This window comes from Streptomyces spectabilis, from assembly GCF_008704795.1.
GTDB lineage: Bacteria > Actinomycetota > Actinomycetes > Streptomycetales > Streptomycetaceae > Streptomyces > Streptomyces spectabilis.
This window is the reverse complement of the sequence record NZ_CP023690.1, coordinates 8947728-8972489: the sequence shown is the minus strand read 5'-3', so window position 1 is coordinate 8972489 and position 24762 is coordinate 8947728. Positions and strand designations below refer to the sequence as shown.

Below are 24762 nucleotides of genomic sequence, written 5' to 3'. Positions count from 1 at the left end.
CTAACTGCCGGTACCGGCCCGCCTGCGCGCGATCACCCAGCCGATTCCGGCCACTCCCAGACCGGCCAGAAACACCTCGGGCCACACCCCGAGCTTCGTCGCGGGCGTCTTCGAGCTGCGCTTGGGCACGTCCGCGACCAGCGACTCCGCGGTGAACATCCCGGTGCGCTGGGCGACGGTGCCGTCCGGGCGGATCACGGCGCTCACCCCGCTGGTCACCGGGACCATGACGGCCCGGCCGTGCTCGACCGCGCGCACCCGGTCGATGGCCAGCTGCTGGTACGTCATCTGGCTGCGCTCGAACGTGGCGTTGTTGCTCGGCACGGACAGGATCTGCGCGCCCTCGTTCACCTGGTCCCGCACCACGTCGTCGAACGCCGCCTCGTAGCAGGTCACGGGCCCGACCTCGGTGCCCGCCATGTCGAACACGACCGGCTTCGTGCCGGGTTCGAAGACACCGGCGCGGTCGACGTCCGAGCTGAAGATCCTGAAGAAGCTCCGGTAGGGCATGTACTCGCCGAACGGCTGGAGGTGGCGCTTGTCGTACGAGGCCCCGGGGCCCGTCTCGGGGTCCCAGAGGATCTGCCGGTTGCGGGGCTTGCCGTCCTTCGCCGCGACGACGGCGCCGACGGAGACGGGGGCGCCGATGGCCTTCGCCGCCTTGTCGATCTCCGCGTAGGCGTCGGAGTTGGTGAACGGGTCGATGTCGGAGGAGTTCTCCGGCCACAGGACCAGGTCGGGCTGCTTGGCCTTGCCCGCCTTGACCTCGGCGGCCAGGCGCAGCGTCTCCCGGACGTGGTGGTCGAGCACGGCCCGGCGCTGGGCGTTGAAGTCCAGGCCCATGCGCGGCACGTTGCCCTGGATGACGGCGACCGTGGCGGTGCCGTGCTCCGCCGCCGTGGACACCAGCGGTGCGGCGGCGGCCCCGGCGGCCACGGGCGCGACCGTGAGCGCGGCCGCGGTCAGCACGGCTCGGTCCCGGGCCCGGGGCGCGGCCCGCAGACGGCGCACGACGTCGGCGAGCCCGAAGCCGCTCAGGACCACCGCGAAACCGAGCAGCGGCGTCCCGCCGAGCGCGGCGAGCGGCAGGAACACGCCAGTGGGCTGGCCGAAGGCGACCTTGCCCCACGGGAAGCCCTCGAAGGGGAAGCGCGCCCGCGCCGCCTCGGACAGGAGCCACACTCCGGAGGCCCACAGCGGCCACGCCGGGAGCCGCGACACCGAGGCGATGCCCAGGCCCGCCAGACCGATGAACAGCGCTTCGGCGACGGCGAGGGCGAGCCACGGCAGCGGCCCCACGTCGACGCCCGTCCACGACAGGAGCGGCACGAAGTAGCCGAGCCCCATCAGCAGGCCGAGGCGGAACCCCGAACGGGGCCTCCTGCCGTGCAGGACGAAGCCGCACAGGGCGAAGGCGAAGGGCGCGAGCCACCACAGCTCGCGCGGCGCGAAGCTGAGGTAGAGCAGGACGCCGGAGAGCACCGCGGCGACGGCCGGAACCAGCCGTCGCCGCACCCGCTCCGCGCGGGTTTCCGGTCCGGGCTGCGATGCGGTCTGCTCCGACGTCTCGGTGGGAGCGGTGGTGGCGGTCACTCGGGGAGTCTACGGCTCGCCACCTGGGCGCGGACAGCGCGGTCGGCACCCGCGCGCGGGCACCCCGAGCGCCCCGTCCACACATCTGCTAGATCGTTTCTGCGCAAGACATCCACAATTCCCCTCGGCAGCCGCTACGGTGTCCCGCAGTCCCTGACGAGCGGCTGGAACGCGCTGCCGCACGGCGGGGGCCCGCGGACATTCGGGGGGCGGGTTGGGGTCGACGGGGGCGGTGACGGCCGAGCGGGCCGGCGAGCGGCACGGAGTGGCCGACGCGAGCGGTCTGGCGGTCCTCGCGGCGTGCGCGGCCTGGGCACTGATCACTTCGGCGCTCGGCGGCGGGCGGCCGGACGGCGTGCTGCTCGCGATCCTCGCGGTCGCCGCCGGGTACGCGGGCGGGCGCATCACGGGAGCGCTCCTGCCGGTGGCCGCCCCGTGCGCCGGGGCGCTCGCGGGGGTCTGTCTCGCGGCCGCGGCGCCGCACGTCACTCCCGGCCCCGCCAGCTCCTCGCCGCTCGGCCCCATCGGCGCCACCGCCGCGCTCCTGAGCCTGTCGGCGGGCGCGATCTGCTGCGCGGCCTGGGCGGCACGCGGTCCCGCGCTCCGGCTGTGTCTGCGCCTCGCCGCCCTCGGCGTCGTGGGCTGCGCGGCGGCCCTCGGCTCCACGGCGGGCTTCCTCGCCTGCGCCGGGATCGTGCTGTGCTCGCTCGCGGCGTCCCTGACCCGCAGGACGCTGGGCCTCGCGGGGTTCGCGCTCGCCTCGGTCCTGGTGGCCGGGGCGTCCTGGGCCATCGCCGAGGACGTGCTCCCCCGCGGTCTGACCGCCTCCCTGGAGGGCCAGCTCGGCCCGCACCGGGTGCGGCTCTGGCGGGACGCCGGGGACCTGGTGGGCGCTCATCCGGCGTTCGGGGTGGGCCCGGGGCGGTTCGGCGACGCGTCACCGAGTGTGATGGAGGGCCTGCTCCAGGACGGCAGACCGCACTCGGCGCTGCTCCAGCAGGCGGCCGAGCAGGGCTTCACCGGGGTGGCGCTGCTCACGGCGGCGTTCGCCTGGCTCCTGTTCGCGCTGTGGCGCTCGCCGCGCTCCACCGCGGTCGTCCTGACGGCGGGCGCGGCCCTGACCTCCGTGGCCGCGGTGGCCACGCTCGGCAACGCGCTGAGCGTGACGTCCGTGACGGCGGGCGCGGGCCTGCTCGCGGGCATCGCGACGGCACGGCCGTTGCAGGACGGCGGGGAGGCGGACGGCCACTAGCGGGCCGGTGGCTCGGGCCCCGAGGCGGCAGCTCAGACCGTGGACGCGGGAGGAGGCGTCAGGCGCAGGTGGTCACGGATGACCCGGACCGCGCTCTCCGCGTTGTCCACGGTGACCGTGAACTTGTGGCCGTCCCCCAGCTGCAGGACGACGCCCTCGCCGCGCCGCACGATGACGGCGGTGCCCTGCTCGGGCCGCCAGCGGTAGCCCCAGCCGCCCCAGTGCCGCGGCGTGACGGCGGGCGCGAAGTCGGCGCCCACGACGTGCGAGAGCGGGATGCGGCGGCGCGGCACGCCGATGTGGCCGCAGCGCACCTCCAGGCACTCCTTGTCGACCTTCACGGCCACGTGGACGAAGGCGAGGGTGCCGAAGAGCATCAGCAGGCCGACCGCGATGCAGCCGACGATGGACATGACCAGCGGCAGGATGCCCGCGGGCCACAGGGACTCCACGGCCAGGTCGATCCCCAGCGCGAGGCAGGCCGCGCCGGCGCAGGCCAGCAGCCACTGGACGCGGTTCGACGCGCGTCCGGTCCAGATCTCGGGCTGATCGTCGGCGGCAGCCCGTTCGCCGTGGGCGGGGTCCGTCATGGAATCGAGGTTACTCACGATCCGCGGCGAAGGCACCGCGTCGCGGAGAGTTACCTCTCCGGCCGGACACTCCGAACACCAGGATTCCCGGTGGGAGGGTCCGTCTCAGCCCTTCAGGGCCGGATCTCAGCCCTTCAGGGCCGGGCTCGCCGACGCCAGGAGGCGTCCCTCTGCGTACGCCAGGGCGGCGGGCGGCAGCGGGGCCTCGCGCCCGCTGAGGAGCACCCTGACGCCGCCGTGGCCGCCTCCGGCCGCCGGACGCGCGCCCGGCACCTCGCCGATGCGGCGCAGCGTCTGGGCGGCGACCGCCCCGGCCGAGCCGTGCAGGACGAGCGGCGGCCGGTCCGCCCGCTGGACGGCGGCGCGGATGCGCTCCGCGACCAGCTCGTAATGGGTGCAGCCCAGGACGACGGCCCTTACCTCGGGCGGGGTGAGGGCGGCGGCCGCCGCGATCGTCCGGTCGATGGCGGCCTCGTCGGCCCACTGCACGGCGTCGGCAAGGCCCGGGCAGGGCACCTCGGTGACGTCGACGCCGTCGGCGAACTCCTCGATGAGGCCGCGCTGGTAGGGGCTGCCGGTGGTCGCCGGGGTGGCCCAGATGGCGATCGGCCCACCCCCTGCCGCGGCGGGCTTGATCGCGGGAACGGTGCCGATGACCGGCAGGTCCGGCTCGAAGCGGGCGCGCAGGGCGGGCAGCGTGTGCACGGTCGCGGTGTTGCAGGCCACGATCAGCGCGTCCGGGCGGTGCGCGGCGGCGGCCGCGGCGACCGCGAGGGACCGCTCCGTGAGGTCCGCGGTGTCGCGGGGGCCCCAGGGCATGCCGTCCGGGTCCGAGGAGAGTACGAGATCGGTGCCCGGGGCCAGGCGCCGTACCGCGGCCGCCGCGGCGAGCAGTCCGATACCGGAGTCCATGAGCGCGATCTTCACCCGGTCACCTTAGACGATGGGCCGCACGACCCGGTCACCGTGGGGCAGACTGCGGCGGATGAGTGCCGTTGCGTGGATCTCCGCCGCCTCGCTCGCCGCGTGGCTGTGGCTGCTGGTCGGACAGGGCTTCTTCTGGCGCACGGACCTGCGCCTGCCACCCCGGCGCGAGCCGGAGCGATGGCCGGCGGTGGCGGTCGTCGTCCCCGCGCGGGACGAGGCCGGGGTACTGCCCGCCAGCCTGCCGTCGCTGCTCGCGCAGGACTATCCGGGGCACGCCGAGGTGTTCCTCGTCGACGACGGCAGCACCGACGGCACCGAGGAGGTCGCGCGGGAGCTGTCCGAGCGGCACGGCGGACTGCCGCTGACCGTCGGCTCGCCGGGCGAACCGCCGCCGGGCTGGACGGGCAAGCTGTGGGCCGTGCGGCACGGCATCGGCCTGGCACGCGCGCGTGAGCCGGAGTACCTGCTGCTCACGGACGCGGACATCGCCCATGAGCCCGACAGCCTGCGGGAGTTGGTGGCCGCCGCGGAGTCCGGCGGCTTCGCCGTGGTGTCGCAGATGGCACGGCTCCGGGTGGCCAGTGTCTGGGAGCGCCTGGTCGTCCCGGCGTTCGTCTACTTCTTCGCACAGCTGTATCCGTTCCGCTGGATCGCACGCGAGGGCGGGCGGACCGCCGCCGCGGCCGGTGGCTGTGTGCTGCTGCGCGCGGACGCCGCCGAGCGGGCGCGGGTGCCGGACGCCATCCGGCACGCCGTGATCGACGACGTGGCCCTGGCCCGGGCGGTCAAGCGGAGCGGCGGGCACATCTGGCTGGGACTCGCCGATCGCGTCGACAGCGTGCGCCCCTATCCGCGCCTCGCGGACCTGTGGCGGATGGTGGCCCGCAGCGCGTACGCCCAGCTGCGCCACAACCCCGCGGTGCTCGTCGGGACGGTGGCGGGGCTCGCGGTGATCTACCTGGTGCCGCCAGTCGCCGTGGCCGTGGGCCTGGCCGTGGGCGACGCCTCCGCCGCGGTCCTCGGCGGCCTCGCCTGGCTCGTCATGACGGCGACGTACCTGCCGATGCTGCGCTACTACCGCCAGCCGCTGTGGCTCGCGCTCACGCTGCCCGCCACCGCTTTCTTGTATCTGCTGATGACGGTGGACTCCGCGGTGCAGCACTACCGGGGGCGGGGCGCGGCGTGGAAGGGCCGGACGTACGCGCGGCCCGAAACCCACCCCGAGGCGGCTCCCGACTCGCGGCCGTGACCGGCGCCTCCGACGTGCCGGGAGGCGCCGACGTCCGCGGTCACTTCCTGCCGGGCGTCCAGTTCATGCCCCAGCCGTAGGCGTAGTCGATGGTGCGCTGCGGGCTCACGCCGCGCTCGGGCACCAGATAGCGGGCCTCGCGCTGGACGACGAGCTCGCCGTTCTGGTTGGTGATGAGCGCGAGGGCGCACACCGTCGACGGCACCGTGCACTCGTCGAGGGAGAACTCGATCGGCGCGCCGTGCTGCGGCGTCAGCGTGACCGTCGCGTTGAGGTCGGCGAAGCTGCGCGCGCCCTCGTAGATGGTCACGAAGATGACCATGCGCTTGAAGTCCTGCGTGTGGTCGAGGTTGACGGTGAGGTTCTCACCGGTCGACACGGCTCCGGTGCGGTCGTCGCCGTCCAGGAGCATGTACGGGGGCTGGTTCAGGGCTCCGAAGGCGTTGCCGAGGGCCTGGACGACTCCCTTGCGGCCGTCGGCCAGTTCGAACAGCGCGCACAGGTCGAGGTCCAGGTCGGCGTGCATCGCCACGGCGCGCCCGAGCTTGCTGGCCCAGCCCTTGAACTGCTTGCGCACCTCCCAGTTGAGGTTCACGCGCAGCGCGCCCGATGTGCCGCCCTGCTTGGTCAGGGAGACGGTGGGCGCCTCCTTGGTGAGCGTGACCTTGGTCAGCCGCACCGGCTGGGCGGGGGCGGCGGGCGGCGGGGGCGGCGAGACCGGAGCGGGCGCGGCCACGGGCGGGGCCGGGGCGGGTGCGGGAGCCGCCACCGGCGGGGCGGGCGCGGGCGGCGGGGTCGGTGCGGCCGGCTGCTGGGGCTCGTCCACCGTGATGCCGTAGTCCGTCGCCAGGCCTGCCAGGCCGCTGCCGTACCCCTGGCCGACGGCGCGGAACTTCCAGGCGCCCTGGCGCCGGTAGAGCTCACCGAGGACGAACGCCGTCTCCACGCTCGCGTCGGCGCTGTCGTAGCGCGCGATCTCCGCCCCGCTCGCGGCGTCGAGGACGCGGATGTGCAGACCGGGGATCTTGCCGAACGAGCCGCCGTCCGAGGACGCGGCGAGCACGACCGTCTCGACGGCGGGCTCCACGCGCGCGAGGTCGACGACGAGCGCGTCCGTCACGGTGCCGCCCGCGGTCCGCTTGCCCTCGTGGCGCACGGCGCCCGATGCGTGCGTCGCCTGGTTGTAGAAGACGAAGTCCGCGTCCGAGCGCACCTTCCCGGAGGCCGCGAGCAACAGCGCGGACGCGTCGGCGTCCGGAACTCCGGGTCCGGAACCCCACCCCAATTCGATCCGTACGGCAGATGCCTGCACGGGAACATTCGAACCTTTGGCCATAGACATGTCTGCCCCCATCACCAGTGCCGGGCCCGGCAGGACCGCCGTTCCGTTCCCGCCCAACCTATTACCTGGCATTCGCGGAGCCGCACCGACCCACCCGTCAATCGCTCCGCGTCAACCGCCGGTCGACCACCGGTAACCCAGGAGACCTCGCCTTTTACAGGATCCCTACGTCGGCGCGCGACCGATTTTCCCAGGTTCGCTCGCATTGAGGATCCGAAGGCACTGGCAACACGGCAAACAACCCTCTTATCGGTCTCCCCAACCAGCACATCAAGGGCTTAACTTATGGAGCATGACCTCCCCCCGCTCCACCTATGGCGGCGGTTACTACTCCGCGCCGTCCTTCCCGGACACCCCGATCTACGACTCTCTGGTCGCCGAGCGGGGCACTCCTCAGATCGCCCCGATCCGGGTGAACCCCTCCCCTTATGACACGGGCAGCCACCTCCCGGCCCTTCCGGCCGCGCTGCCCGCCCTGCCGTCGGCGCCCTCCGGGCCCTCGACGGCAACTCCCCCGAACGCCGCGTACGGCTACGCGCCCGCCCCGCAGCCCGCTCCGCTGCAGCAGGCTCCCGCGCCGTACATCCCGCAGCAGGCGGGTCCGCCCCGCGGCTATCCGGGCCCGCAGCAGCAGCGGCCCATGGGGACCACGACGGGCTATGAGGCGATGCGCCCCGCGGCGCCCCGCCCGGCCCCCGCGCCCCACGAGGACCCGTACAACCGACAGCAGTACCGGGGCTACTGAGCGGCGGCGGCCATCGCCGTCGGAGTGACCACCGACAGCATGGCCGCGTGTCGACGCCCGTCGTTCACTCGATCCACGTTCATCCGCTGAAGGCGGCCGGGGGGCACGCCCGGCGTGAGGCCGCCACCGAGCCCGGGCTCGCGGGGGAGCGTCGACGAGTACGGATCGACAGCGCGCGGCGGGGTCCTGACCCGACGCCCGCGCCGGCAGCGCCCACGCACAAGTCGCCGTCGCGCCATGGGCCGACGGCGGCTTTCGCGTGCGCGCGCCAGGCCGCGCTTTCCTTGCCTCGCGCACGGCGTCCCCGCACGCCGCCGAGGGCCCGCGCCCATGAACCGTTTCCGGTCGAATGTGGGGCGCCCGAACTCCCCGCCACGGCGACGACCAGCCTCCTTCGCGGGCCGACCTCATTCCGCTGACGACGGGGACCATCCGTATCGGTGACCCGCCGAAGATCCTCGAATGAACAGGACGGGCGCGGGGAACTCGAAGGCGGGACAAGGTCGTTGAGGTCTGTCGGGACCCCCTCGGGGACTCGCTGGAAAGCACCGGCGAGCGCCCGCGCGGGCCTCACCGGGACGAGTCCGGAAAGCGACGAGAAGGAGGGTGATGCCATCCTCAGTTCTCGTGACCCACGCGTGAGCCGTGCCGTTCACGGTTAGGGCCGTGGTGACGGACGCGGAAGGGGGTGCAGGACCGTGCGAGCGATCGCCGGACTCTGGCGCTGGCGCCGCAATCCACTGCGCCGCGGGACGGACCTGGCCGAGGCCTGGGTGGCCCTGGTCGCCCTCGTGCTCATCGTCGTCGCGGCCCCGGTGGTCGGCGCGGTGACGGGCAGCCTGACCAATGACGCGCTGCTGCGCTCGGTGGAGGCCCAGCGCGAAGCCCGGCACGTCGTGACGGCCACCGTCCTGAAGAAGCTCGACAAGGCGCCCCTCGACCCCGACCCGGAGACCTCGTCGGCGCGGGACGCGCAGCGCCGCGTGCTCGCCGCCTGGAGAGGGCCGGACGGCTCGGGGCACGCGGGCGCGGTCGCGTCAGAGCTCAAGTCGCCGCGGCCCGGCGACCGGTTCACCGTCTGGACCGACCGGCACGGCCGCGTCGTCGGCCGCCCGCTCGACCCGGCCACCGCGACGACCCACGCGGCCCTCGCCGGATTCGGCGCCGCCCTCGCGGGCGCCGGTCTCGTCGAAGGCGCCAGGCGGCTGCTCCTGTGGCGCATCGTCCAGCGGCGCCACGCCCGCTGGGACCAGGCCTGGGAGCAGGCGGGACCGGACTGGGGGAAGACCGGTACGGGCGCTTGAGCTGCTGAGAGCCTGCCCATCGGGTCAACTCCCCCGCGCCGCGCGCGCTACGGTGGAGCGGGCCAACTCTTCGGCCTCCTCGCGCGCGGGCGCGAGGTCCCGCGTACGTCGAGGTGGGGGCAGAGCAACTCCATGGCACAGGGCACGGTCCAGGTGACGCACACCGGTACGTCGCGGTGGCGGCGCCGCACGGGAGAGTACGCATCGCTGACCGCCGCCTTGGAGGCCGCGGGCGACGGGGACGTCCTGACAGTCGCCCCGGGGACGTACCGCGAGAACCTCGTCGTCCAGCGGGGGGTCACGCTGCGCGGCCCCGAGGGCTCCCCCGGCTCCGTGCGCATCGCGCCGGTCGACGGCGTGCCCCTGACGGTGCGGGCCTCCGCCGTCGTGCAGGACCTGCACATCGAGGGCCAGGACTCGGCCGCGCCCGCGCTGCTCGTCGAGGACGGCGCGCCGGAGCTCACGGACATCCGCGTGATGACGCGCTCCGCGGCCGGCATCGAGGTCCGCGGCGGCGCACGGCCCACCCTGCGCCGCTGCACGGTCGACAACGCGGGCGGCATCGGCATCGCCGTACTCGACGGCGGAGGCGGCGTGTTCGAGGAGTGCGAGGTCGTCGCCGCGGGCCAGTCCGGGGTCGCGGTGCGCGGCGGCGGCCATCCGCGCCTCGAGCGCTGCCGGGTCCACCACACCTCGGGGGCGGGCCTTTCGGTCACCGGCGAGTACAGCGGCCTGGAGGCCGTCGGCTGCGAGGTGTACGAGGTCAAGGGCGCGGGCGTGCAGATCACCGCGCGCGCCACGGCCCATCTCACCGACTGCGCGGTGCACCGCACGACGTCCGACGGCGTCACGCTCGACACGGACGCGGTCCTCACCCTCGCCGACTGCCGCATCCACGACATCCCGGAGAACGCGATCGACCTGCGCTCGCGCTCGGTCCTCACGCTGACGCGGAGCACGGTGCGCGAGTTCGGGCGCAACGGCCTGTCGGTGTGGGACCCGGGCACGCGCGTGGACGCCAATCAGTGCGAGATCCACGACAGCACGGGCGACTACCCGGCGGTGTGGGTCAGCGACGGCGCGACGGCCGTCCTGGAGTCGTGCCGGGTGCACGACGTGCCGGACGCGCTGTTCGTCCTCGACCGGGGCTCGCGCGTCGACGTCATAGACAGTGATCTGACGCAGGTGCGCAACACGGCGGTGTCGGTGAGCGACGGCGCGACCGCCCAGCTGGACGACGTGCGCATCCGGGAGGCGGCGACCGGCGCGTGGTTCCGCGACCACGGCAGCGGCGGCGTTCTCGCGGACTGCACCGTGGACGGCACGCAGACCGGCGTGATCGTCACCAAGGGCGCCGACCCGACCATCGAGCGGTGCACCGTCACCTCCCCCGCCGAGGCGGGCTTCTACGTCTCGGCGGGCGGACGCGGCACCTTTCAGCGCTGCAAGGTCGTCGGCAGCGGCGGCTACGGCTTCCACGTCCTGGACGGCTGCCGTACGACGCTGAAGCGGTGCCGCACGGAGCGGTGCGCGCGCGGCGGCTACGAATTCGCGGAGGACGGCCCGCTCGTCGAGGAGTGCACCAGCGACGAGAGCGCCAGCGTGCGGCCCGCCGCGCCCGAGGCGGCCGTGCAGACGGCCACGCAGTCGGCGGGCCTCCTCGGCGCGGTGCCCGAGCCGCGCGTCACCGAGCAGCCGCCCGCGCGGCCCGCGCCGGAGCCGTCCCGCTCGTCCAAGGCCGTGCTCGGGGAGCTGGACACACTGGTGGGCCTGGAGAGCGTCAAGCGCGAGGTGCGGGCGCTCACCGACATGATCGAGGTGGGGCGGCGCCGCCAGGAGGCGGGCCTCAAGGCCGCGTCCGTCCGCCGCCACCTGGTGTTCACCGGCTCCCCCGGCACGGGCAAGACGACCGTGGCGCGGCTCTACGGCGAGATCCTGGCCTCTCTCGGCGTCCTGGAGCGCGGCCATCTCGTCGAGGTGTCGCGCGTGGACCTGGTGGGCGAGCACATCGGCTCCACGGCCATCCGCACCCAGGAGGCGTTCGAGAAGGCCCGTGGCGGCGTGCTGTTCATCGACGAGGCGTACGCGCTCTCGCCGGAGGACTCCGGGCGCGACTTCGGCCGGGAGGCGATCGACACGCTCGTGAAGCTGATGGAGGACCACCGCGAGGCGGTCGTGGTGATCGTCGCGGGCTACACGGAGGAGATGAACCGCTTCCTATCGGTCAACCCCGGGGTGGCCTCCCGCTTCTCGCGCACCATCACGTTCGGCGACTACGACGCCGAGGAACTCCTCCGCATCGTCGAGCAGCAGGCGGAGGAGCACGAGTACACGCTCGGCACGGGCACCACCGAGGCGCTCCTGAAGTACTTCACCGCCATCCCGAAGGGTCCGACGTTCGGCAACGGCCGCACCGCGCGGCAGACGTTCGAGGCGATGGTGGAGCGCCACGCGGGCCGTGTCGCGCAGGTGATGGCGCCGAGCACGGACGACCTCACCCTGCTGTATCCGGAAGACCTTCCTGAGCTGGCGCAGGACGCGGCACGGCCGGCCTGAGCCGGCCGAGCAGCCGGGTGCGCTCCTCGGCGAACGCGGGGTCGGCCTGGTAGTCGCCGTGGCCGAGCAGCGGCGCGGGCAGCGGGTGCTCGGCGGTGCGGCCGTAGGCGAGCGGGTCCCTGAGCGCGGCGCGGTCGACCTGGGGGCCGCAGTCGCCGTGCAGCCGCACGGGGCCGCCGATGGGGTCGGTGGCGCGGTGGAGGTTGCGCCAGCAGTCGACCTCGCGGTGCAGGGAGCTGAGCGCGGCGGGCCCGAAGTGCGCGGGGAACCAGCGGCCGTACAGGCGCTCTAGCGGCGAGCCGTAGGTGAGCAGCGCGACGCGCTTGCGCACGGACGGCAGCAGCTGCCAGGCCGCGGCGGCGGCCAGGACGCTGCCCTGGGAGTGGCCGGAGAGGACGAGGCGGCCGCCCGTGGCGCGGGTCCAGGTGTGCATGCGCCAGGTCAGGTCGGGCACGGCGCGCTCGGCGTAGCAGGGCGGCGCGAACGGGTGGGCGGCGCGCGGCCAGAACGTGCCGACGTCCCACAGGATGCCGATGGTGCGGCGCGCCGACGCGTCGCGGTAGGCGCGGCGGCCCCAGGTCACGAACAGTATGAAGCCGAAGCCGATCAGCCAGGAGCCGAGCGCCTGCGCGGTCTGCGCGGTGCCCTCGACGAACCCTGGCGCGCCCTCGGCGGCCTCGCCGGGGACCTCGTCGCTCGCCCAGGCCCCGACGAGCGCGGCGGCGCCGAGCAGCAGCGTCGTGGCCGAAGTGACGCCGACGATGAGGGGCACGCGGTCGGTGAGGGTGGCGCTCACGCGCTTGGCGGCGATGCGCCGGGTGCGGGCGGTGTCGGGGCGTTCGCCGGGGTACTCGCGCGGCACGCGGGCGAGTTCGACGCGCAGCTGCCGCGCGGTGCTGACGGCGAGCCCTGCGCACAGCACGGCGACGACCACGAGCAGCGGCGGGATGACGGAGGCCTGCCAGGTGAGGAGGGCGGGCGGCCCTTCGATGGTGCCGCCCCTGCCGTCCAGCCAGTCGGCGACGCGCTGCGAGCCGCCGCCGGACATGACGCCGCCCAGGGCGCAGGCCAGCATGGCCACGGCGGGGCCGCCGAGGCCCCGGACGGCGGTGCGCGTGTCGGGCGCCCTGCGGTGGAGCGCGGTGGCGACGGCCGCGAGGGCGAGCACCAGGGCGCCCTGGACGAGGGCGATGCCGCCGAAGGTCGCGTTGCCCGGAAGGCGGCCCGTGGAGGCCCAGTCGGGGCGCGACCAGCCGGCGTACAGGACCGCGAGGACGAGCAGGGCGAGGGCGGCGAGCGGAAGGCAGCGCACCAGGGTGCGGTCGAGCCGCTGGTCGAGCCGGTGCTCGCTGCGGCCCCTGCGGCACACCACCCACACCACGAAGGCCCCGCACCCGGCGAGGGCCGCCAGCAGGGCCCAGCCGAGGACGTCCAGGAGCGCGGAGCCGCCGGGGCGGCGGTCGTACCGGGCGGCGGACGCGCCCACGGCGGCGGCGACCGTGAGCAGGCCCGCGGCGGTGTGGGCGGCACGCAGCCGGGCGACGAGCCGGCGTCCGTACCAGAAGCCGGGCCTGCCGAGGGCGTTGCGGGCGGCCTCCTCGGGGTCGGGCTGGTGCGGCAGCGGCTGCTGGGACTCGTAGGCGCTCCAGGTGCGGTGGGACAGGTACCAGAGCAGACCGGTGAGTGCGACGGGCAGGGCCGCGGCGAGCGCGAGGCGGCGCCCCGGCTGCGACCACCAGCCGCCGCCCCCGGCCGCCTCGGGGGCGAGGAAGCCGAGCCAGGAGTGGTCGGCCACGCACGCGCGCGTGCCCGCGCACTGCCAGGCCACCAGGTCGACCGCTATCTCGCAGGCCGCGGCCACGAGCAGCACGGTGAGGGTGAGCGCGACGAGGCGCACCAGGAGGCCGTACGCGCGCACGGCCCGCTTCATGCGGCGTGCGGTGGGGCGCATCCAGTGCGCGAGGTTGACCACCATGAACGGCAGGAGGAGGAGCCACAGGGCACGTGAGCCGTTGCCGGAGGTGAGGTTGGACCAGACGTACGCCTCCGGGACGGGGCGGCCGCGGTAGTCCTCCGGGCGGGACTCGGCCGTCACGTCGTCGGCGCGGCGGTGGACGGCCGCGGTGCCGTCGCCAGAAATGCGCACGGTCCTGGGGTCGTCGAGCATCTCCTGCGGCGTGGCGCCGCCGACGCCGTGGACGAGTAGTTCCAGGGCGATCCGCTCCGCCGGTGCGGGCGTGCCGGACGCCGGTTCCTTGGCATGGGCGGGCTGCCCCGCCGTGGCGCGCTCCACTGTTCCGCTTCCCCCGAGGTGTGCGCTGCTGACTGCGAGTACCAAGGATCCCGGCTCGGGGCTCCGTGCGCACCCGCCGTCACGTAATCTCCCCCTTCGTTATCCACCGGTGGCGCATGCGAGGATGAGGCGACCTGATGACGGGCGTGACGAGGCGAAAGGGCCGGACCTGGGGTGAGTGAGAACCAGCACCTCCTCGCGGAGCAGCGCCGCGCCCTGATCCTGGACGAGGTCCGCCGCCGCGGCGGCGTCCGGGTCAACGAACTCACCAGGAAACTGGGTGTTTCGGACATGACGGTCCGGCGCGACCTGGACGCGCTCGCCCGTCAGGGCGTCCTGGAGAAGGTCCACGGCGGCGCCGTCCCGGTGGCTGAGGCGAGCACGCACGAGCCGGGCTTCGAGGCCAAGTCGGGTCTGGAGCTCAGCGCCAAGGAGGACATCGCGCGCGCCGCGGCGGCCCTGGTGGCCCCGGGCACGGCGATCGCGCTCTCCGGCGGTACGACGACGTACGCGCTCGCGCATCGGCTCCTGGACGTGCCGGACCTGACGGTGGTGACGAACTCGGTGCGGGTCGCGGACGTCTTCCACGCCGCGCAGCGCAGCTCGGGCCAGCGGCAGGGGGCCGCCACGGTGGTGCTCACCGGCGGGGTGCGCACGCCGTCGGACTCACTGGTCGGCCCGGTCGCCGACCAGGCGATCGCGGCGCTCCACTTCGACGTGCTGTTCCTCGGCGTGCACGGCATAGCGGCCGGTGCCGGTCTGTCCACGCCCAACCTCGCGGAGGCCGAGACCAACCGGCGCCTCGTGCAGTCCGCGCGCCGGGTCGTGGTGGTCGCCGACCACACCAAGTGGGGGACGGTGGGCCTGAGTTCCTTCGCCACGCTGGGGCAGGTGGACACGCTGGTGACCGACGCGGGGCTGCCCGCCGAGGCCCGCGCGGAGATCTCCGAGCAGCTGCGGCTCGTCGTGGCGGGCGAGCCGGAGAGCGCCGAGGAGGCCTGAGGGCGACCGGTGTCCGCCGGTCCCTGCCGTTGTCGGGCGCGCTCCTCTAAGGTGACCGTACTCGTTCCACCACCGCCGTCCGCTGGGGGCTGAGTGCGATGCCACGCCGTCTGAGGCCCGTGGGGCTCGACTTCCTCGTGACCGCTCCCGTGCGGCACGTCTTCGTCCGCGAGGTGGCCGCGCCGCCGGAGGCGGTGTTCCAGGCCCTGGCCGTGGACGTGGAGCAGTGGCCCGCGTGGTTCGGCTCGATCACCCGCGCCCGGCCCACGCGGGGCGGCGCGGGCCGGGTGGTCCAACTCCAGGGCGGCTTCCGGATGGTGGAGACGATCCTCGCCGCGGACGCCTCGACGCGGTACGTCTACCGCGTCGACGTCACGAACGCGCCCGGGGTCCGCGCCCTGGTCGAGGAGTGGCACCTGACGCCCATCGGCACCGGCACGCGGGTGCGGTGGACCTTCGCGGTCGAGCCCAGGGGCCTGATGCGCTTCCTCTTCCGGCACGGCCGCCGGGGCCTGGGCAAGTCCTTCGACACGGCGGTCAGGAACCTGGACCGCCGTCTGTCGGGCACGAAGGCCTGAGGCCGGTCCGGCTCAGGCGTGCGTCCACTCGCCCGTGGTGAGGAGCGTCTCTATGGCCGCCGCGTACGGCCGGATGTCCAGGCCCTGCTCGGCGAGCCACGCGTCGGAGTAGTACTTGTCCAGGTAGCGGTCGCCGGGGTCGCAGAGGAGGGTCACGACGCTGCCGGTGCGGCCCGCCGCCACCATCTCGGCGACGATCTTCAGGGCGCTCCACAGGCCCGTGCCGGTCGAGCCGCCCGCCTTGCGGCCGATGACCTGCTCCAGGGCGCGGACGGCGGCGACGCTCGCCGCGTCCGGGACCTTCATCATGCGGTCGATGGCGCCGGGCACGAAGCTCGGCTCCATGCGGGGGCGGCCGATGCCCTCGATGCGGGAGCCGCAGTCGCTGGTGGCGTCCGGGTCGTGGTTCGTCCAGCCGTCGAAGAAGCACGAGTTGTCCGGGTCGGCGACGCAGATGCGGGTGTCGTGCTGCATGTAGTGCACGTAGCGCGCGATGGTCGCCGAGGTGCCGCCCGTCCCTGCGGTCGCCACGATCCACGCGGGCTCCGGATAGCGCTCGAGGCGCAGCTGCTGGTACATCGACTCGGCGATGTTGTTGTTGCCGCGCCAGTCCGTGGCCCGTTCCGCGTACGTGAACTGGTCCATGTAGTGGCCGCCGGTCTCGACGGCGAGCGCGGCCGACTCCGCGTACATCGTGCGCGAGTCGTCCACGAAGTGGCACTGGCCGCCGTGGAATTCGATGAGGCGGCACTTCTCGGCGCTGGTCGTGCGCGGCATCACCGCGATGAAGGGCACGCCGATCAGCTTCGCGAAGTAGGCCTCCGACACGGCCGTCGAGCCGCTGGAGGCCTCGATCACGGGGCGTCCCGGGCGGATCCAGCCATTGCACAGTCCGTACAGGAACAGCGAGCGGGCGAGCCGGTGCTTGAGGCTGCCGGTCGGATGCGTCGACTCGTCCTTGAGGTACAGGTCGATGCCCCAGTGCTCGGGCAGCGGGAAGCGCAGCAGATGCGTGTCGGCCGAACGGTTGGCGTCGGCCTGGACCTTGCGTACGGCTTCTTTCAGCCAGGAACGGTACTCCGCGTCGCTCCGGTCGACATCGAGTGTGACGGCGGGCTCGCCGTTCGGGTCGTGCTGGATGGTGCTCACCGCGTGGCTCCTCGCGCTCATGCCGGACGCGGTTCGATCCGGCCGGACCCCTCGATGATAAACACCTACAACACCGCCCTCACCTGCATAAACACTCCTTTTGGCACCTCAAAGGCGCAGCTGTCGCGGCCATCTGGCCCCCTTGAGTTCCTGACGTGGTCACGCACGGAAGTGGCATGTGCGACGTCGCCGTACGCCCTAGTGCTCGGCGCCGGGCACGTGCACACTGCACCGCACGGGGCAGGGGTAGGGTCCCGGACGGGCGCCATCGGGCGGCGCCCGGACAGCGGCAGACGAAGGCCCGCGGCACGTCACGGGCCGCGGCACACCATGCGCGGGACGCACCGCGCGCGAGGGGGCGGAGCCTCATGGCAGAGCCGGAGTTCGCGGCCACGGGCGTGCGGATCGGGAAGCGGCTGCGCTCCCTGACCCGTGCGGGACAGGTGCGGATCAACGACGGCAGACTGGAACTGCTCACCAGCTACGGCACGGAGATCGACAGTGCACCGGTGCAGGCGGTGCGCGTGGGAAAACCGTGGTTCGCCCCGCACGACCGGGCGCTCGCCGAGGTCAACGGCACGCGCTACCGACTCACGCTCGGCGACCACGATCCGGTGCCCGGGGAACCCGGGCCGCCTTCCGTCCGCGCCTTCCTGGAGGCGCTGCGCAGCGCGGGCGGCCGAAGGGCCGCCTGACGGGCCGAGCCGGGCGCGAGTTGCACGCCCGCACCCCCTGCGTCACTCTGGTCTCACATCACTCTGGGTTTACCGGCGATAACGCTGCGAACCAGCCCGCCGGCCCGACAGCAGGCGGCAGACAGCGCGCGGGCCCCTGCTGGATCGGAACGCCGTCTTCTTCCGGACCTCACTTCGGGGAGTCGCACCGTGATCAGCCAGCCAAGCAGGCAGTGCACGGTAGAGCTCCAAGCCCTGCCGTCGCGGATCGGTCAAGTCCGCAGAATCGTATCGGCGCAGTTGCGCTACTGGCATCTCGATCCGTTGATAGACCGGGCCGCGCTCGGCGTGACCGAGTTGCTGACCAACGTCCACCGGCACGCGGAGCCGGACAAGATCTGCACCGTGGACATCGAGCTGATGCTCGGCCGTCTCATGGTCTCCGTGCACGACCACGATCCGCGGTTGCCGGAGGTGCGCGACGCGGAGCCGTTCGAGACCTGCGGCCGCGGGCTCGCCATGGTCGCCGCCGTCAGCGAGAGCTGGGGGGTGAGGCCGGAGGGCGAGCACGGCAAGGTCGTCTGGTTCACGCTCGCCGCCCCTTCGCCCACCGTGGACCTGCCGACGTACCCGGCGTACGACGCCGAGAGCACCCGCTCCTTCGTCTCCGTCGCGCCCGTCGGCGCACATACTCCCGCCCGGTCGGCCGTTCCTGGCTGACCGGGCGGTGACTGATCTCGTCCTGTTCCTGCGTCTTGCCGCGCTTCCTGCGCTTTCCGGTGCCTTCCTGTGTCCTTTCGCTGACGACCGTTCTCACGGATGTCGTTCTCGCTCTCCGCCGTGCTCCTGTCACTCCGTCGCGATCGCGCGCAGTACGTCGAGACGTGCCGCGCGTCGCGCCGGGCGCAGGCCCGCGAGGGCGCCCGCGACCACGCCCACCAGGGCGACCACGGTGAGCGGCAGCGGCGGCAGGGCGAACGCGAAGGTGCTGTCGGACGCCCCGTCGGACGCCTTCACCAGGACCCAGCCGAGGAAGCCGCCGAGCGCCAGGCCGCCCGCGGTGCCGAACGCGGCGACCAGGACGGACTCCCAGCGGACCATGGCGCGCAGCTGGGCGCGGGTCTGTCCGACGGCCCGCAACAGGCCCAGTTCCCGGGTGCGTTCGTGCAGGGCGAGCGTCAGGGTGTTGGCGATGCCCAGCAGCGCGATGAGCACGGCGAGGGCGAGCAGCGCGTAGACGAGGGTGAGCATCATGTCGATGCCTCCTGCCGACGCCTGGGCGTACTCGTCGCGGGTCTGCACCTCGGGGTTGCCGTAGTCCTTCGCCACGGCGGACACCGCGGCCTCGCCTTCGGCGGAGCTCACGCCGTCCTCGAAGGTGACGGAGACCAGCGTGTCGGAGTCCTGGGCGCGGTGCGGGGTCCAGGCCTCGCGGGTGACGACGTAGTCGCCCACGAGCTCCGACCTGCCGTACACGGCGCGGACGGTGAAGGTGTCCTTCTTGCCGTCGGTGAAGGCGAGTTCGGCGCGGTCGCCGACCTTCAGGTGCCGCTTGTCGGCTTCGGTGCGGGTGACGGCGATGCCGTCGTCACCGAGGCCGGTCAGCGTGCCCTGGACGTCGCCGAGGTCGAAGGACCGGGCGAGGGCTCGCGGGTCGGTGACGGTCAGGGCCCGGCCCTCGCCGTTCACCTCGGCCACTCCCCTGCCGAGGCCGACGGCCGTGGCGACCTCCGGGCGCTCGGCGAGCGCGGGGGCGAGCCGGGGGCTCAGACCGCTGCCTCCGGCGCCGAAGGAGGGCGTGCTCACCGCGATGTCGCCCGCGAAGGACCGGGACACCGTCTGGTCCATGGTCGCCTTCAGGGACGCGCCGAAGACCGTGAACAGGGACACGACGGCGACACCGATCATCAGGGCGCTCGCGGTGGCGGCGGTGCGCTTGGGGCTGCGCAGGGCGTTGCGCCGGGCGAGGCCGCCGGTGACGCCGCGCAGCCGGTCCAGCGGGCCGCCGATGACGCGTACCGCGCGGGAGGCGGCGACGGGCCCGAGCACCACGAACGAGACGAGCGCGAGCACGGCACCGGTCCCCGCCAGCCACACCGACGGGTCGGCGAGGACGCCGAACAGGGCGAGGCCCACGGCGCTCAGGCCGAGCGCGGTGCCCGCGACGGCTCGTGCCCGCGAGGCGCCGGAGTGGTCGACGGCCGTCTCGCGCAGCGCGGCGAGCGGCGCGGTGCGCCCGGCCCGGACGGCGGGCAGCAGCGCCGAGGCCGCGCAGACGACGACGCCGACCGCGAGGGGCAGCAGCATCGACGTGCCGCTGATCACCAAGTCGCCTTCGGGGAAGGGGAATCCGATGGCGGGGAACAGCGCCTGGAGCCCGGCCGCGATGGCGATGCCGCCCGCGAGGCCCGCGAGGGACGCGACCACTGCGACGGCACCGGCCTCCAGGAGCGTCGCCCCTGTGACCTGGCGGCGGGAGGCGCCGAGGGCGCGCAGCAGGGCGTTCTCGCGCGTGCGCTGGGCGACGACGATCGCGAACGTGTTGTGGATCGAGAAGGTCGCCACCAGGAGCGCGACGCCGGAGAAGACGAGCAGGAACGTGGTGAACAGCGTCAGGAACTGACCGGAGATCATCTCGGAGTTCTCCGCCGCCGCCGCCTGGCCCGTGATGGCTTCGACGCCCCGGGGCAGGACGGGGGCCAGCGCGTCGACGAGTTCCGCCTGCCCGGTCCCCGGCCCGGCCCGCACCTGGATGGACGAGGCCTGCCCCGGCTTCGGCGTCAGGTACTTCTCCGCGTCGGCACGGGTCATGCCGGTGAAGGTCGTCTGCGCCATCCCGTCCTCGCCGCCGAACGTGGCGAGGCCCACGACGGTCACCTCGACCGGGTCGGGCGTGCGCAGGGTCGTGGTGTCGCCGATCTTCAGGTCGCCGCTCTCGGCGGCGCCGCGGTTGACGACGACCTCGCCGGACTTCGCCGGGGCGCGGCCCTCGGCGAGCCGGTAGGGGTTGAGCGCGGTGTCGTCGATCCAGTTGCCCGCGAGGGTGGGCGGGCCCTGGCCGCCGACCGGGTCGCCGTCCTTGCCGACGAGCTGTCCCGCGCCCTCGATGCTGGGCTCGGCCGCCGCGACGCCCGGCACGCGCGCGATCCGCTCGGCGAGGCCGGAGTCGACGGCCTGGCGGACCCCCTGACTCTCGCCGGGCGTGGTGATGGTGTTCTCGGCCCGCACGACCGCGTCGGTGCCGCGGGTGGCGTTCCCGAACATCGTGTCGAAGCTCGCCCGCAGCGTGTCCCCCATGACGAGGGTGCCCGCCAGGAACGCGACGCCGAGCAGCACCGCGACGAACGTACCGGCGAAGCGGCGCTTGTGGCCGCGCAGGGAGGTGAGGCTGAGGCGTGCGGCGGGGGCGAGGGAGGTCATGACGCCGCTCCTTCCGTGTCGCCGTACGCGCCGGAGGCATCGCGTACGGAGGCGTCGCGTACGGAGGCCTCGCTCCCGGAGGCGTCGTACGTCTCCGCGCCGTACGCGTCGTACGAGGCCACGCCGGACCGGGCCGCGCCCGTGGCCTCGAAGGCCTTCATGCGGTCGAGGACCTTGTCGGCCGTGGGGGCCCGCATGCGGTCCACGAGACGGCCGTCGGCGAGGAAGACGACCTCGTCGGCGTGGGCGGCGGCCACCGGGTCATGGGTGACCATGACGACGGTGCGGTCCATCTGGCGCACCGTGCGGCCGAGCAGCCCGAGGACCTCGTCGCCGGAGCGCGAGTCGAGGTTCCCGGTGGGCTCGTCGGCGAAGACGACGTCGGGACGGCCCGCGAACGCCCGTGCCACGGCGACGCGTTGCTGCTGTCCGCCGGAGAGTTCGGCGGGCCGGTGGTGCAGCCGGTCGCGCAGGCCGACGACGTCGATGAGCGCGTCCGTCCACTCCTGCTGCGCGCGGTCGCGGCGGCGTCCCGCGAGGTCCATCGGGAGGGTGATGTTCTCCGCGACGGTCAGCGTCGGCACCAGGTTGAAGGCCTGGAAGACGAAGCCGATCCGGTCGCGGCGCAGCAGGGTCAGCCGCCGGTCGTCGAGGGAGCCGAGGTCCGTCCCGCCGATGTAGGCCGAGCCCGAGGTGAGGGTGTCCAGGCCCGCGGCGCAGTGCATCAGGGTGGACTTGCCCGAGCCGGACGGGCCCATGATCGCGGTGAAGCGCCCGGCGGGAAAGCCGACGCTGACGTCGTCCAGGGCGGTCACCGCGGTCTCGGCGGTCCTGGCGTTCGCCGTCGAGCCGTAGACCTTGACGGCCCGCTCGACCCGTGCGGCGTAGCGGATCCCGGTCGGCTGCGGAGCGGTGGCGGTGTTCACGACCGGCCTCCCTTGGACACGCGGCCGAACTCCTCGTTCAGGACGCTGAGACGGCGCCAGTACTCGTCCTCGTCGATCTCGCCGGAGGCGAAGCGGTGGCCGAGCACGGCGATGGGCGACTTCTCGTCGACTCCGGCGACGCCCCGCTGCCAGGGCCCGCCGCGGCCGCGCCACACCGTGCGGCGCAGGACCGTGACCACGCCGAACACCACGGCGGCCCAGATCAGCGGGAAGAACAGGATCCACGGGCCGGGCCCGCCGTCGAACGCCAGGGTGTGCATGATGTCCATCTCCTCGGAAGGGGTGCGGAGCAGTGCTTTCCGTCGCTTCCGAGCCTGGTCCGGGGGCGGGTCGAAGTCGTCGTACGGCCAGCGGCAGTGCGGGTACCTCCCCGGGAGTACGAGAGGGCCGCGCGGCTGCTCCCCCGCGGGTGGCGGCGGATGCGCGCCAGGGCGCGGGCCTCGGTACCCGCTTCGGTGCGCGCCTCGGTGCCCGCCTCCCACCTGGAATTCTGTACCTATTAGTATGTACAGTGCGGTCATGAGCACTCCGGAGCGTCTGATCGAGTCCACCCGCGAGCTGCTGTGGGAGCGGGGCTATGTGGGCACGAGCCCCAAGGCCATCCAGCAGCACGCGGGCGCCGGGCAGGGCAGCATGTACCACCACTTCTCGGGCAAGCCCGACCTCGCGCTCGCCGCGATCCGGCGCACGGCCGAGGAGATGCGCGCCACCGCCGAGGCATCGCTGAGCGGCGACGGCTCGGCGTACGAGCGCGTCGCCGGGTATCTGCTGCGCGAGCGCGACGTGCTGCGCGGCTGCCCCGTCGGGCGGCTGACGATGGACCCGGACGTCATCGCGAGCGACACGCTGCGCGCGCCGGTCACCGAGACCTTGGAGTGGCTGCGCGAACGGCTCGCCGCGATCGTCCAGGAGGGCCTGGACCAGGGCGAGTTCAGCCCGGCGCTCGACGCGCGCGAGATCGCGTCGACGATCGTCGCGACGGTCCAGGGCGGCTATGTCCTGGCCCGTTCGACGGGCTCTCCGGAGGCCTTCGACGCCGGTGTGCGCGGCCTGCTGGCCCTGCTCGCGCCGCGCTGATCCCCCGGACCCACACACCAGCTTCCCCACGCATCACTGAGGCAGCACTTCTCCCGTCCTACGCGCAGAGGAACGCCGTGCACATCACCCGCACCCGCCCCGAAAGCCTTCGCGGCCCCGCCGAGCACTTCACCGGAAGCGTCTGGCTCGACGAGATCGCGAGCCCCGAACCCCCTTCCCGGCTCCGGATGTTCAGCGTCCACTTCGCTCCGGGCGCGCACACCGCCTGGCACCGCCATCCGCACGGCCAGGTCCTGCACGTCACCGAGGGCGAGGGCCTGGTGCAGCGCGAGGGCGGGCCCGTGGAGCCGATCCGGGCGGGCGACACCGTGTGGATCGCGCCCGGCGAGCGGCACTGGCACGGGGCCGCGCCGCGCACGTTCATGACACACCTCGCCGTGGTGGAGGCCGCCGACGACGGCACCGCCGCCCATTGGGAGGAACGCGTCGCCGCCGACGAGTACCCGTCCTGAGTCCACGCCCTCGACAGAAACAGCAGGTACGCACACCATGCACGCGCTGCAGTACGAGATCACCCTGCCCGCCGACTACGACATGGGCGTCATCCGTGACCGCGTGGCGGCCAAGGGCCACCTCCTCGACGAGTTCCCGGGCCTGGGCTTCAAGGCCTACCTGATGCGCGAGCGCGGCGTGGACGGCTCGCCGGTCAACCAGTACGCGCCCTTCTACCTCTGGAACACCGCGGAGGGCATGAACTCCTTCCTCTGGGGCCCCGGATTCCAGGGGCTCACCGACGATTTCGGGCGCCCGGTGGTACAGCACTGGATGGCGCTCGCCCACGAGGCCGGATCCGCCGTCGACGCCACGCCGAAGGCAGCGGTGCGCCACCGCACGCCCCTGCCGGAGGGTGCGCGGATCGCGGACCTCACCACCGGGCTCCTCGACGACGCCGCGACCCTCTCCCACGCCGACGGGGCCATCGGCGTGGTCGTGGCCGTCGACCCCCGGCACTGGGAGGCGGTGACGTTCTCGCTCTGGGCCCACGAGGCGCCCGAGGAGCGGGGGGAGGTCTTCCAGGTCCTGCACTGCTCGACGCCCGAGCGGGACCTGCTCGTCCCGGGCAGGGCGTGGTGAGCGGGCCGGGACCGGCGGTCCGCACCGTCACCGGCGACGTCGCCCCGTCCGCCCTGGGTGTCTGCGACGCGCACGACCACCTCTTCCTGCGCAGCCCTCGACTGCCGGGCCAGGAGCTGGACTCGGTGCGGGCCGCGGCGGCGGAGCTGGCCGCCTTCCGCGAGGCGGGCGGCCGGAGCGTCGTCCAGTGGACCCCGCACGGCATGGGGCGGCGGGCGGCCGAACTGCCCGCGCTGGCCCGCGCGGCGGACCTGCGCGTCGTGGCCGCGACGGGCCTGCACCAGGCCGTGCACTACGACGAGGACGACCTCGCGGCCCTGCGCGCCAGGGGCCTGGCCGCGCTGTTCGTACGGGAGCTGACCGACGGCATCGCCGACAGCGGCGTACGGGCCGGTCTCATCAAGGTCGCGGGCGGCTTCCACTCCCTGGACGCGCACGCCCGCTGGACGATGACCGCGGCGGCCGAGGCGCACCACGCGACGGGCGCGCCCGTCGCCGTCCACCTGGAGCTCGGCACCGGCGCCCAGGACGTGCTCGACCTGCTCTGCGCCGACCTGGAGGTGCCGCCCGCCAAGGTGATCTTCGGCCACCTCAACCGCTTCCCCGACCTGGAGGTCCATCTCCGGGCCGCGGCGGCGGGCGCCTACCTCGCCTTCGACGGGCCCTCCCGCGCCCACCACGCCACGGACTGGCGCATGCCGGAGGCGGTACGGACGCTCACCGAGGCGGGCCACGGCTCCCAGCTGCTCCTGGGCGGCGACACCACGACGTCCGCCGCGCGCTCGGTGCACGAGGGCCCCGGCATGCCCCATCTGCTGCGCGGGGTCCGTCCGCGCCTGGAGCGCGCCGTCGGCAAGGACCTGGTGGACCGGATGCTCACCGCGAACCCGGCCGCGGCCTTCGCCGTGGAGTGGCCCGTCTGACCCCGCGAGTGAGCGCCCCGCACCTGAAGCGGGGCGCTCACCTGCA

21 protein-coding genes and 1 pseudogene are annotated in these 24762 nt (G+C 73.8%); 13 read left to right on the top strand and 9 right to left on the bottom strand.

Going from position 1 to position 24762, the window contains the following annotated elements; genetic code table 11:
• Positions 1 to 1593 (bottom strand): apolipoprotein N-acyltransferase, encoded by a 1593-nt coding sequence (gene lnt, locus CP982_RS38075; protein ID WP_150514658.1) that lies wholly within the window; start codon positions 1591 to 1593, stop codon positions 1 to 3.
• 214 nt (positions 1594 to 1807) lie between these two features.
• Here lnt and CP982_RS38070 point away from each other — a divergent pair, with 214 nt between their 5' ends.
• Entirely contained in the window at positions 1808 to 2845 is a 1038-nt protein-coding gene (locus CP982_RS38070; RefSeq protein ID WP_150514657.1) for an O-antigen ligase family protein, read from the top strand.
• Positions 2846 to 2877: 32 nt separating this feature from the next.
• Here the strand turns inward: CP982_RS38070 and CP982_RS38065 are convergent, their stop codons facing one another.
• Together CP982_RS38065 and CP982_RS38060 are read right to left on the bottom strand one after the other, a co-directional pair.
• The gene (locus CP982_RS38065) at positions 2878 to 3435 is read right to left on the bottom strand and encodes a hypothetical protein (protein ID WP_150514656.1); all 558 of its coding nucleotides are present in this window, start codon (positions 3433 to 3435) and stop codon (positions 2878 to 2880) included.
• Between the two features lie 126 nt (positions 3436 to 3561).
• Positions 3562 to 4362: a glutamate racemase gene (locus tag CP982_RS38060; protein WP_170316579.1), complete on the bottom strand. Its 801-nt coding sequence runs from the start codon at positions 4360 to 4362 to the stop codon at positions 3562 to 3564.
• A gap of 58 nt (positions 4363 to 4420) precedes the next feature.
• Here CP982_RS38060 and CP982_RS38055 point away from each other — a divergent pair, with 58 nt between their 5' ends.
• Positions 4421 to 5611, top strand: a complete 1191-nt coding sequence (locus CP982_RS38055; protein ID WP_150514655.1) for a glycosyltransferase — start codon at positions 4421 to 4423, stop codon at positions 5609 to 5611.
• 40 nt (positions 5612 to 5651) lie between these two features.
• On the opposite strand, the gene CP982_RS38050 is transcribed toward CP982_RS38055, so the two are convergent.
• Entirely contained in the window at positions 5652 to 6965 is a 1314-nt protein-coding gene (locus tag CP982_RS38050; RefSeq protein ID WP_483409934.1) for a TerD family protein, read from the bottom strand.
• A gap of 280 nt (positions 6966 to 7245) precedes the next feature.
• On the opposite strand from CP982_RS38050, the gene CP982_RS38045 reads away from it, so the two are divergent.
• From CP982_RS38045 to CP982_RS38030, 3 genes are all read left to right on the top strand, one after another.
• Positions 7246 to 7698: a DUF6643 family protein gene (locus CP982_RS38045; protein WP_150514653.1), complete on the top strand. Its 453-nt coding sequence runs from the start codon at positions 7246 to 7248 to the stop codon at positions 7696 to 7698.
• A gap of 698 nt (positions 7699 to 8396) precedes the next feature.
• Positions 8397 to 9002, top strand: a complete 606-nt coding sequence (locus CP982_RS38035; protein WP_150514652.1) for an Rv1733c family protein — start codon at positions 8397 to 8399, stop codon at positions 9000 to 9002.
• A 132-nt stretch (positions 9003 to 9134) separates the two neighbouring features.
• Positions 9135 to 11558, top strand: a complete 2424-nt coding sequence (locus CP982_RS38030; RefSeq protein WP_150514651.1) for a right-handed parallel beta-helix repeat-containing protein — start codon at positions 9135 to 9137, stop codon at positions 11556 to 11558.
• On the opposite strand, the gene CP982_RS38025 is transcribed toward CP982_RS38030, so the two are convergent.
• Positions 11497 to 13776 (bottom strand): hypothetical protein, encoded by a 2280-nt coding sequence (locus CP982_RS38025; RefSeq protein ID WP_150515930.1) that lies wholly within the window; start codon positions 13774 to 13776, stop codon positions 11497 to 11499. The two genes, CP982_RS38030 and CP982_RS38025, sit on opposite strands and share 62 nt — an antisense overlap.
• 249 nt (positions 13777 to 14025) lie before the next feature.
• Here CP982_RS38025 and CP982_RS38020 point away from each other — a divergent pair, with 249 nt between their 5' ends.
• Both CP982_RS38020 and CP982_RS38015 read left to right on the top strand, forming a co-directional pair.
• Entirely contained in the window at positions 14026 to 14853 is an 828-nt protein-coding gene (locus CP982_RS38020) for a DeoR/GlpR family DNA-binding transcription regulator (protein WP_150514650.1), read from the top strand.
• A gap of 98 nt (positions 14854 to 14951) precedes the next feature.
• Positions 14952 to 15431, top strand: a complete 480-nt coding sequence (locus tag CP982_RS38015; protein ID WP_150514649.1) for an SRPBCC family protein — start codon at positions 14952 to 14954, stop codon at positions 15429 to 15431.
• Positions 15432 to 15443: 12 nt separating this feature from the next.
• Here the strand turns inward: CP982_RS38015 and cds1 are convergent, their stop codons facing one another.
• Positions 15444 to 16571, bottom strand: a complete 1128-nt coding sequence (gene cds1, locus CP982_RS38010) for an L-cysteine desulfhydrase Cds1 (RefSeq protein ID WP_184924924.1) — start codon at positions 16569 to 16571, stop codon at positions 15444 to 15446.
• Positions 16572 to 16948: 377 nt separating this feature from the next.
• Between cds1 and CP982_RS38005 the strand changes: the two genes are divergently transcribed.
• The gene (locus CP982_RS38005; RefSeq protein ID WP_150514647.1) at positions 16949 to 17275 is read left to right on the top strand and encodes a hypothetical protein; all 327 of its coding nucleotides are present in this window, start codon (positions 16949 to 16951) and stop codon (positions 17273 to 17275) included.
• 189 nt (positions 17276 to 17464) lie between these two features.
• A complete protein-coding gene (locus CP982_RS38000; protein ID WP_150514646.1) occupies positions 17465 to 17974 on the top strand; it encodes an ATP-binding protein in 510 nt (169 codons plus the stop codon).
• A 129-nt stretch (positions 17975 to 18103) separates the two neighbouring features.
• On the opposite strand, the gene CP982_RS37995 is transcribed toward CP982_RS38000, so the two are convergent.
• From CP982_RS37995 to CP982_RS37985, 3 genes and pseudogenes are all read right to left on the bottom strand, one after another.
• Complete coding sequence (locus tag CP982_RS37995) at positions 18104 to 20674, bottom strand: ABC transporter permease (RefSeq protein ID WP_150514645.1); 2571 nt, start codon at positions 20672 to 20674, stop codon at positions 18104 to 18106.
• A 146-nt stretch (positions 20675 to 20820) separates the two neighbouring features.
• Positions 20821 to 21600: pseudogene (locus CP982_RS37990) on the bottom strand (ABC transporter ATP-binding protein); the annotation flags it as partial.
• Complete coding sequence (locus CP982_RS37985; RefSeq protein ID WP_150514644.1) at positions 21597 to 21881, bottom strand: SHOCT domain-containing protein; 285 nt, start codon at positions 21879 to 21881, stop codon at positions 21597 to 21599. The gene CP982_RS37985 and the pseudogene CP982_RS37990, both read right to left, overlap by 4 nt.
• A 259-nt stretch (positions 21882 to 22140) precedes the next feature.
• Between CP982_RS37985 and CP982_RS37980 the strand changes: the two genes are divergently transcribed.
• The 4 genes from CP982_RS37980 (at position 22141) to CP982_RS37965 (ending at position 24716) form a co-directional block, all read left to right on the top strand.
• On the top strand, positions 22141 to 22698 hold the full coding sequence (locus tag CP982_RS37980) for a TetR/AcrR family transcriptional regulator (RefSeq protein WP_229879198.1): 558 nt from the start codon (positions 22141 to 22143) through the stop codon (positions 22696 to 22698).
• 77 nt (positions 22699 to 22775) lie between these two features.
• A complete protein-coding gene (locus CP982_RS37975) occupies positions 22776 to 23171 on the top strand; it encodes a (R)-mandelonitrile lyase (protein WP_150514642.1) in 396 nt (131 codons plus the stop codon).
• Positions 23172 to 23208: 37 nt separating this feature from the next.
• On the top strand, positions 23209 to 23793 hold the full coding sequence (locus CP982_RS37970; RefSeq protein ID WP_150514641.1) for a DUF4865 family protein: 585 nt from the start codon (positions 23209 to 23211) through the stop codon (positions 23791 to 23793).
• The gene (locus tag CP982_RS37965; RefSeq protein ID WP_150514640.1) at positions 23787 to 24716 is read left to right on the top strand and encodes a phosphotriesterase family protein; all 930 of its coding nucleotides are present in this window, start codon (positions 23787 to 23789) and stop codon (positions 24714 to 24716) included. Before CP982_RS37970 ends, CP982_RS37965 begins: the two co-directional genes overlap by 7 nt.
• Positions 24717 to 24762 lie beyond the last annotated feature (46 nt).

Coding starts and splice junctions, on each gene's coding strand:
- CP982_RS38065 (WP_150514656.1), bottom strand. CDS start 3,435: ATGACGGACCCCGCCCACGGCGAACGGGCTGCCGCCGACGATCAGCCC.
- CP982_RS38055 (WP_150514655.1), top strand. CDS start 4,421: ATGAGTGCCGTTGCGTGGATCTCCGCCGCCTCGCTCGCCGCGTGGCTG.
- CP982_RS38050 (WP_483409934.1), bottom strand. CDS start 6,965: ATGGGGGCAGACATGTCTATGGCCAAAGGTTCGAATGTTCCCGTGCAG.
- CP982_RS38045 (WP_150514653.1), top strand. CDS start 7,246: ATGACCTCCCCCCGCTCCACCTATGGCGGCGGTTACTACTCCGCGCCG.
- CP982_RS38030 (WP_150514651.1), top strand. CDS start 9,135: ATGGCACAGGGCACGGTCCAGGTGACGCACACCGGTACGTCGCGGTGG.
- CP982_RS38015 (WP_150514649.1), top strand. CDS start 14,952: ATGCCACGCCGTCTGAGGCCCGTGGGGCTCGACTTCCTCGTGACCGCT.
- CP982_RS38005 (WP_150514647.1), top strand. CDS start 16,949: ATGGCAGAGCCGGAGTTCGCGGCCACGGGCGTGCGGATCGGGAAGCGG.
- CP982_RS37995 (WP_150514645.1), bottom strand. CDS start 20,674: ATGACCTCCCTCGCCCCCGCCGCACGCCTCAGCCTCACCTCCCTGCGC.
- CP982_RS37985 (WP_150514644.1), bottom strand. CDS start 21,881: ATGCACACCCTGGCGTTCGACGGCGGGCCCGGCCCGTGGATCCTGTTC.
- CP982_RS37980 (WP_229879198.1), top strand. CDS start 22,141: ATGAGCACTCCGGAGCGTCTGATCGAGTCCACCCGCGAGCTGCTGTGG.
- CP982_RS37970 (WP_150514641.1), top strand. CDS start 23,209: ATGCACGCGCTGCAGTACGAGATCACCCTGCCCGCCGACTACGACATG.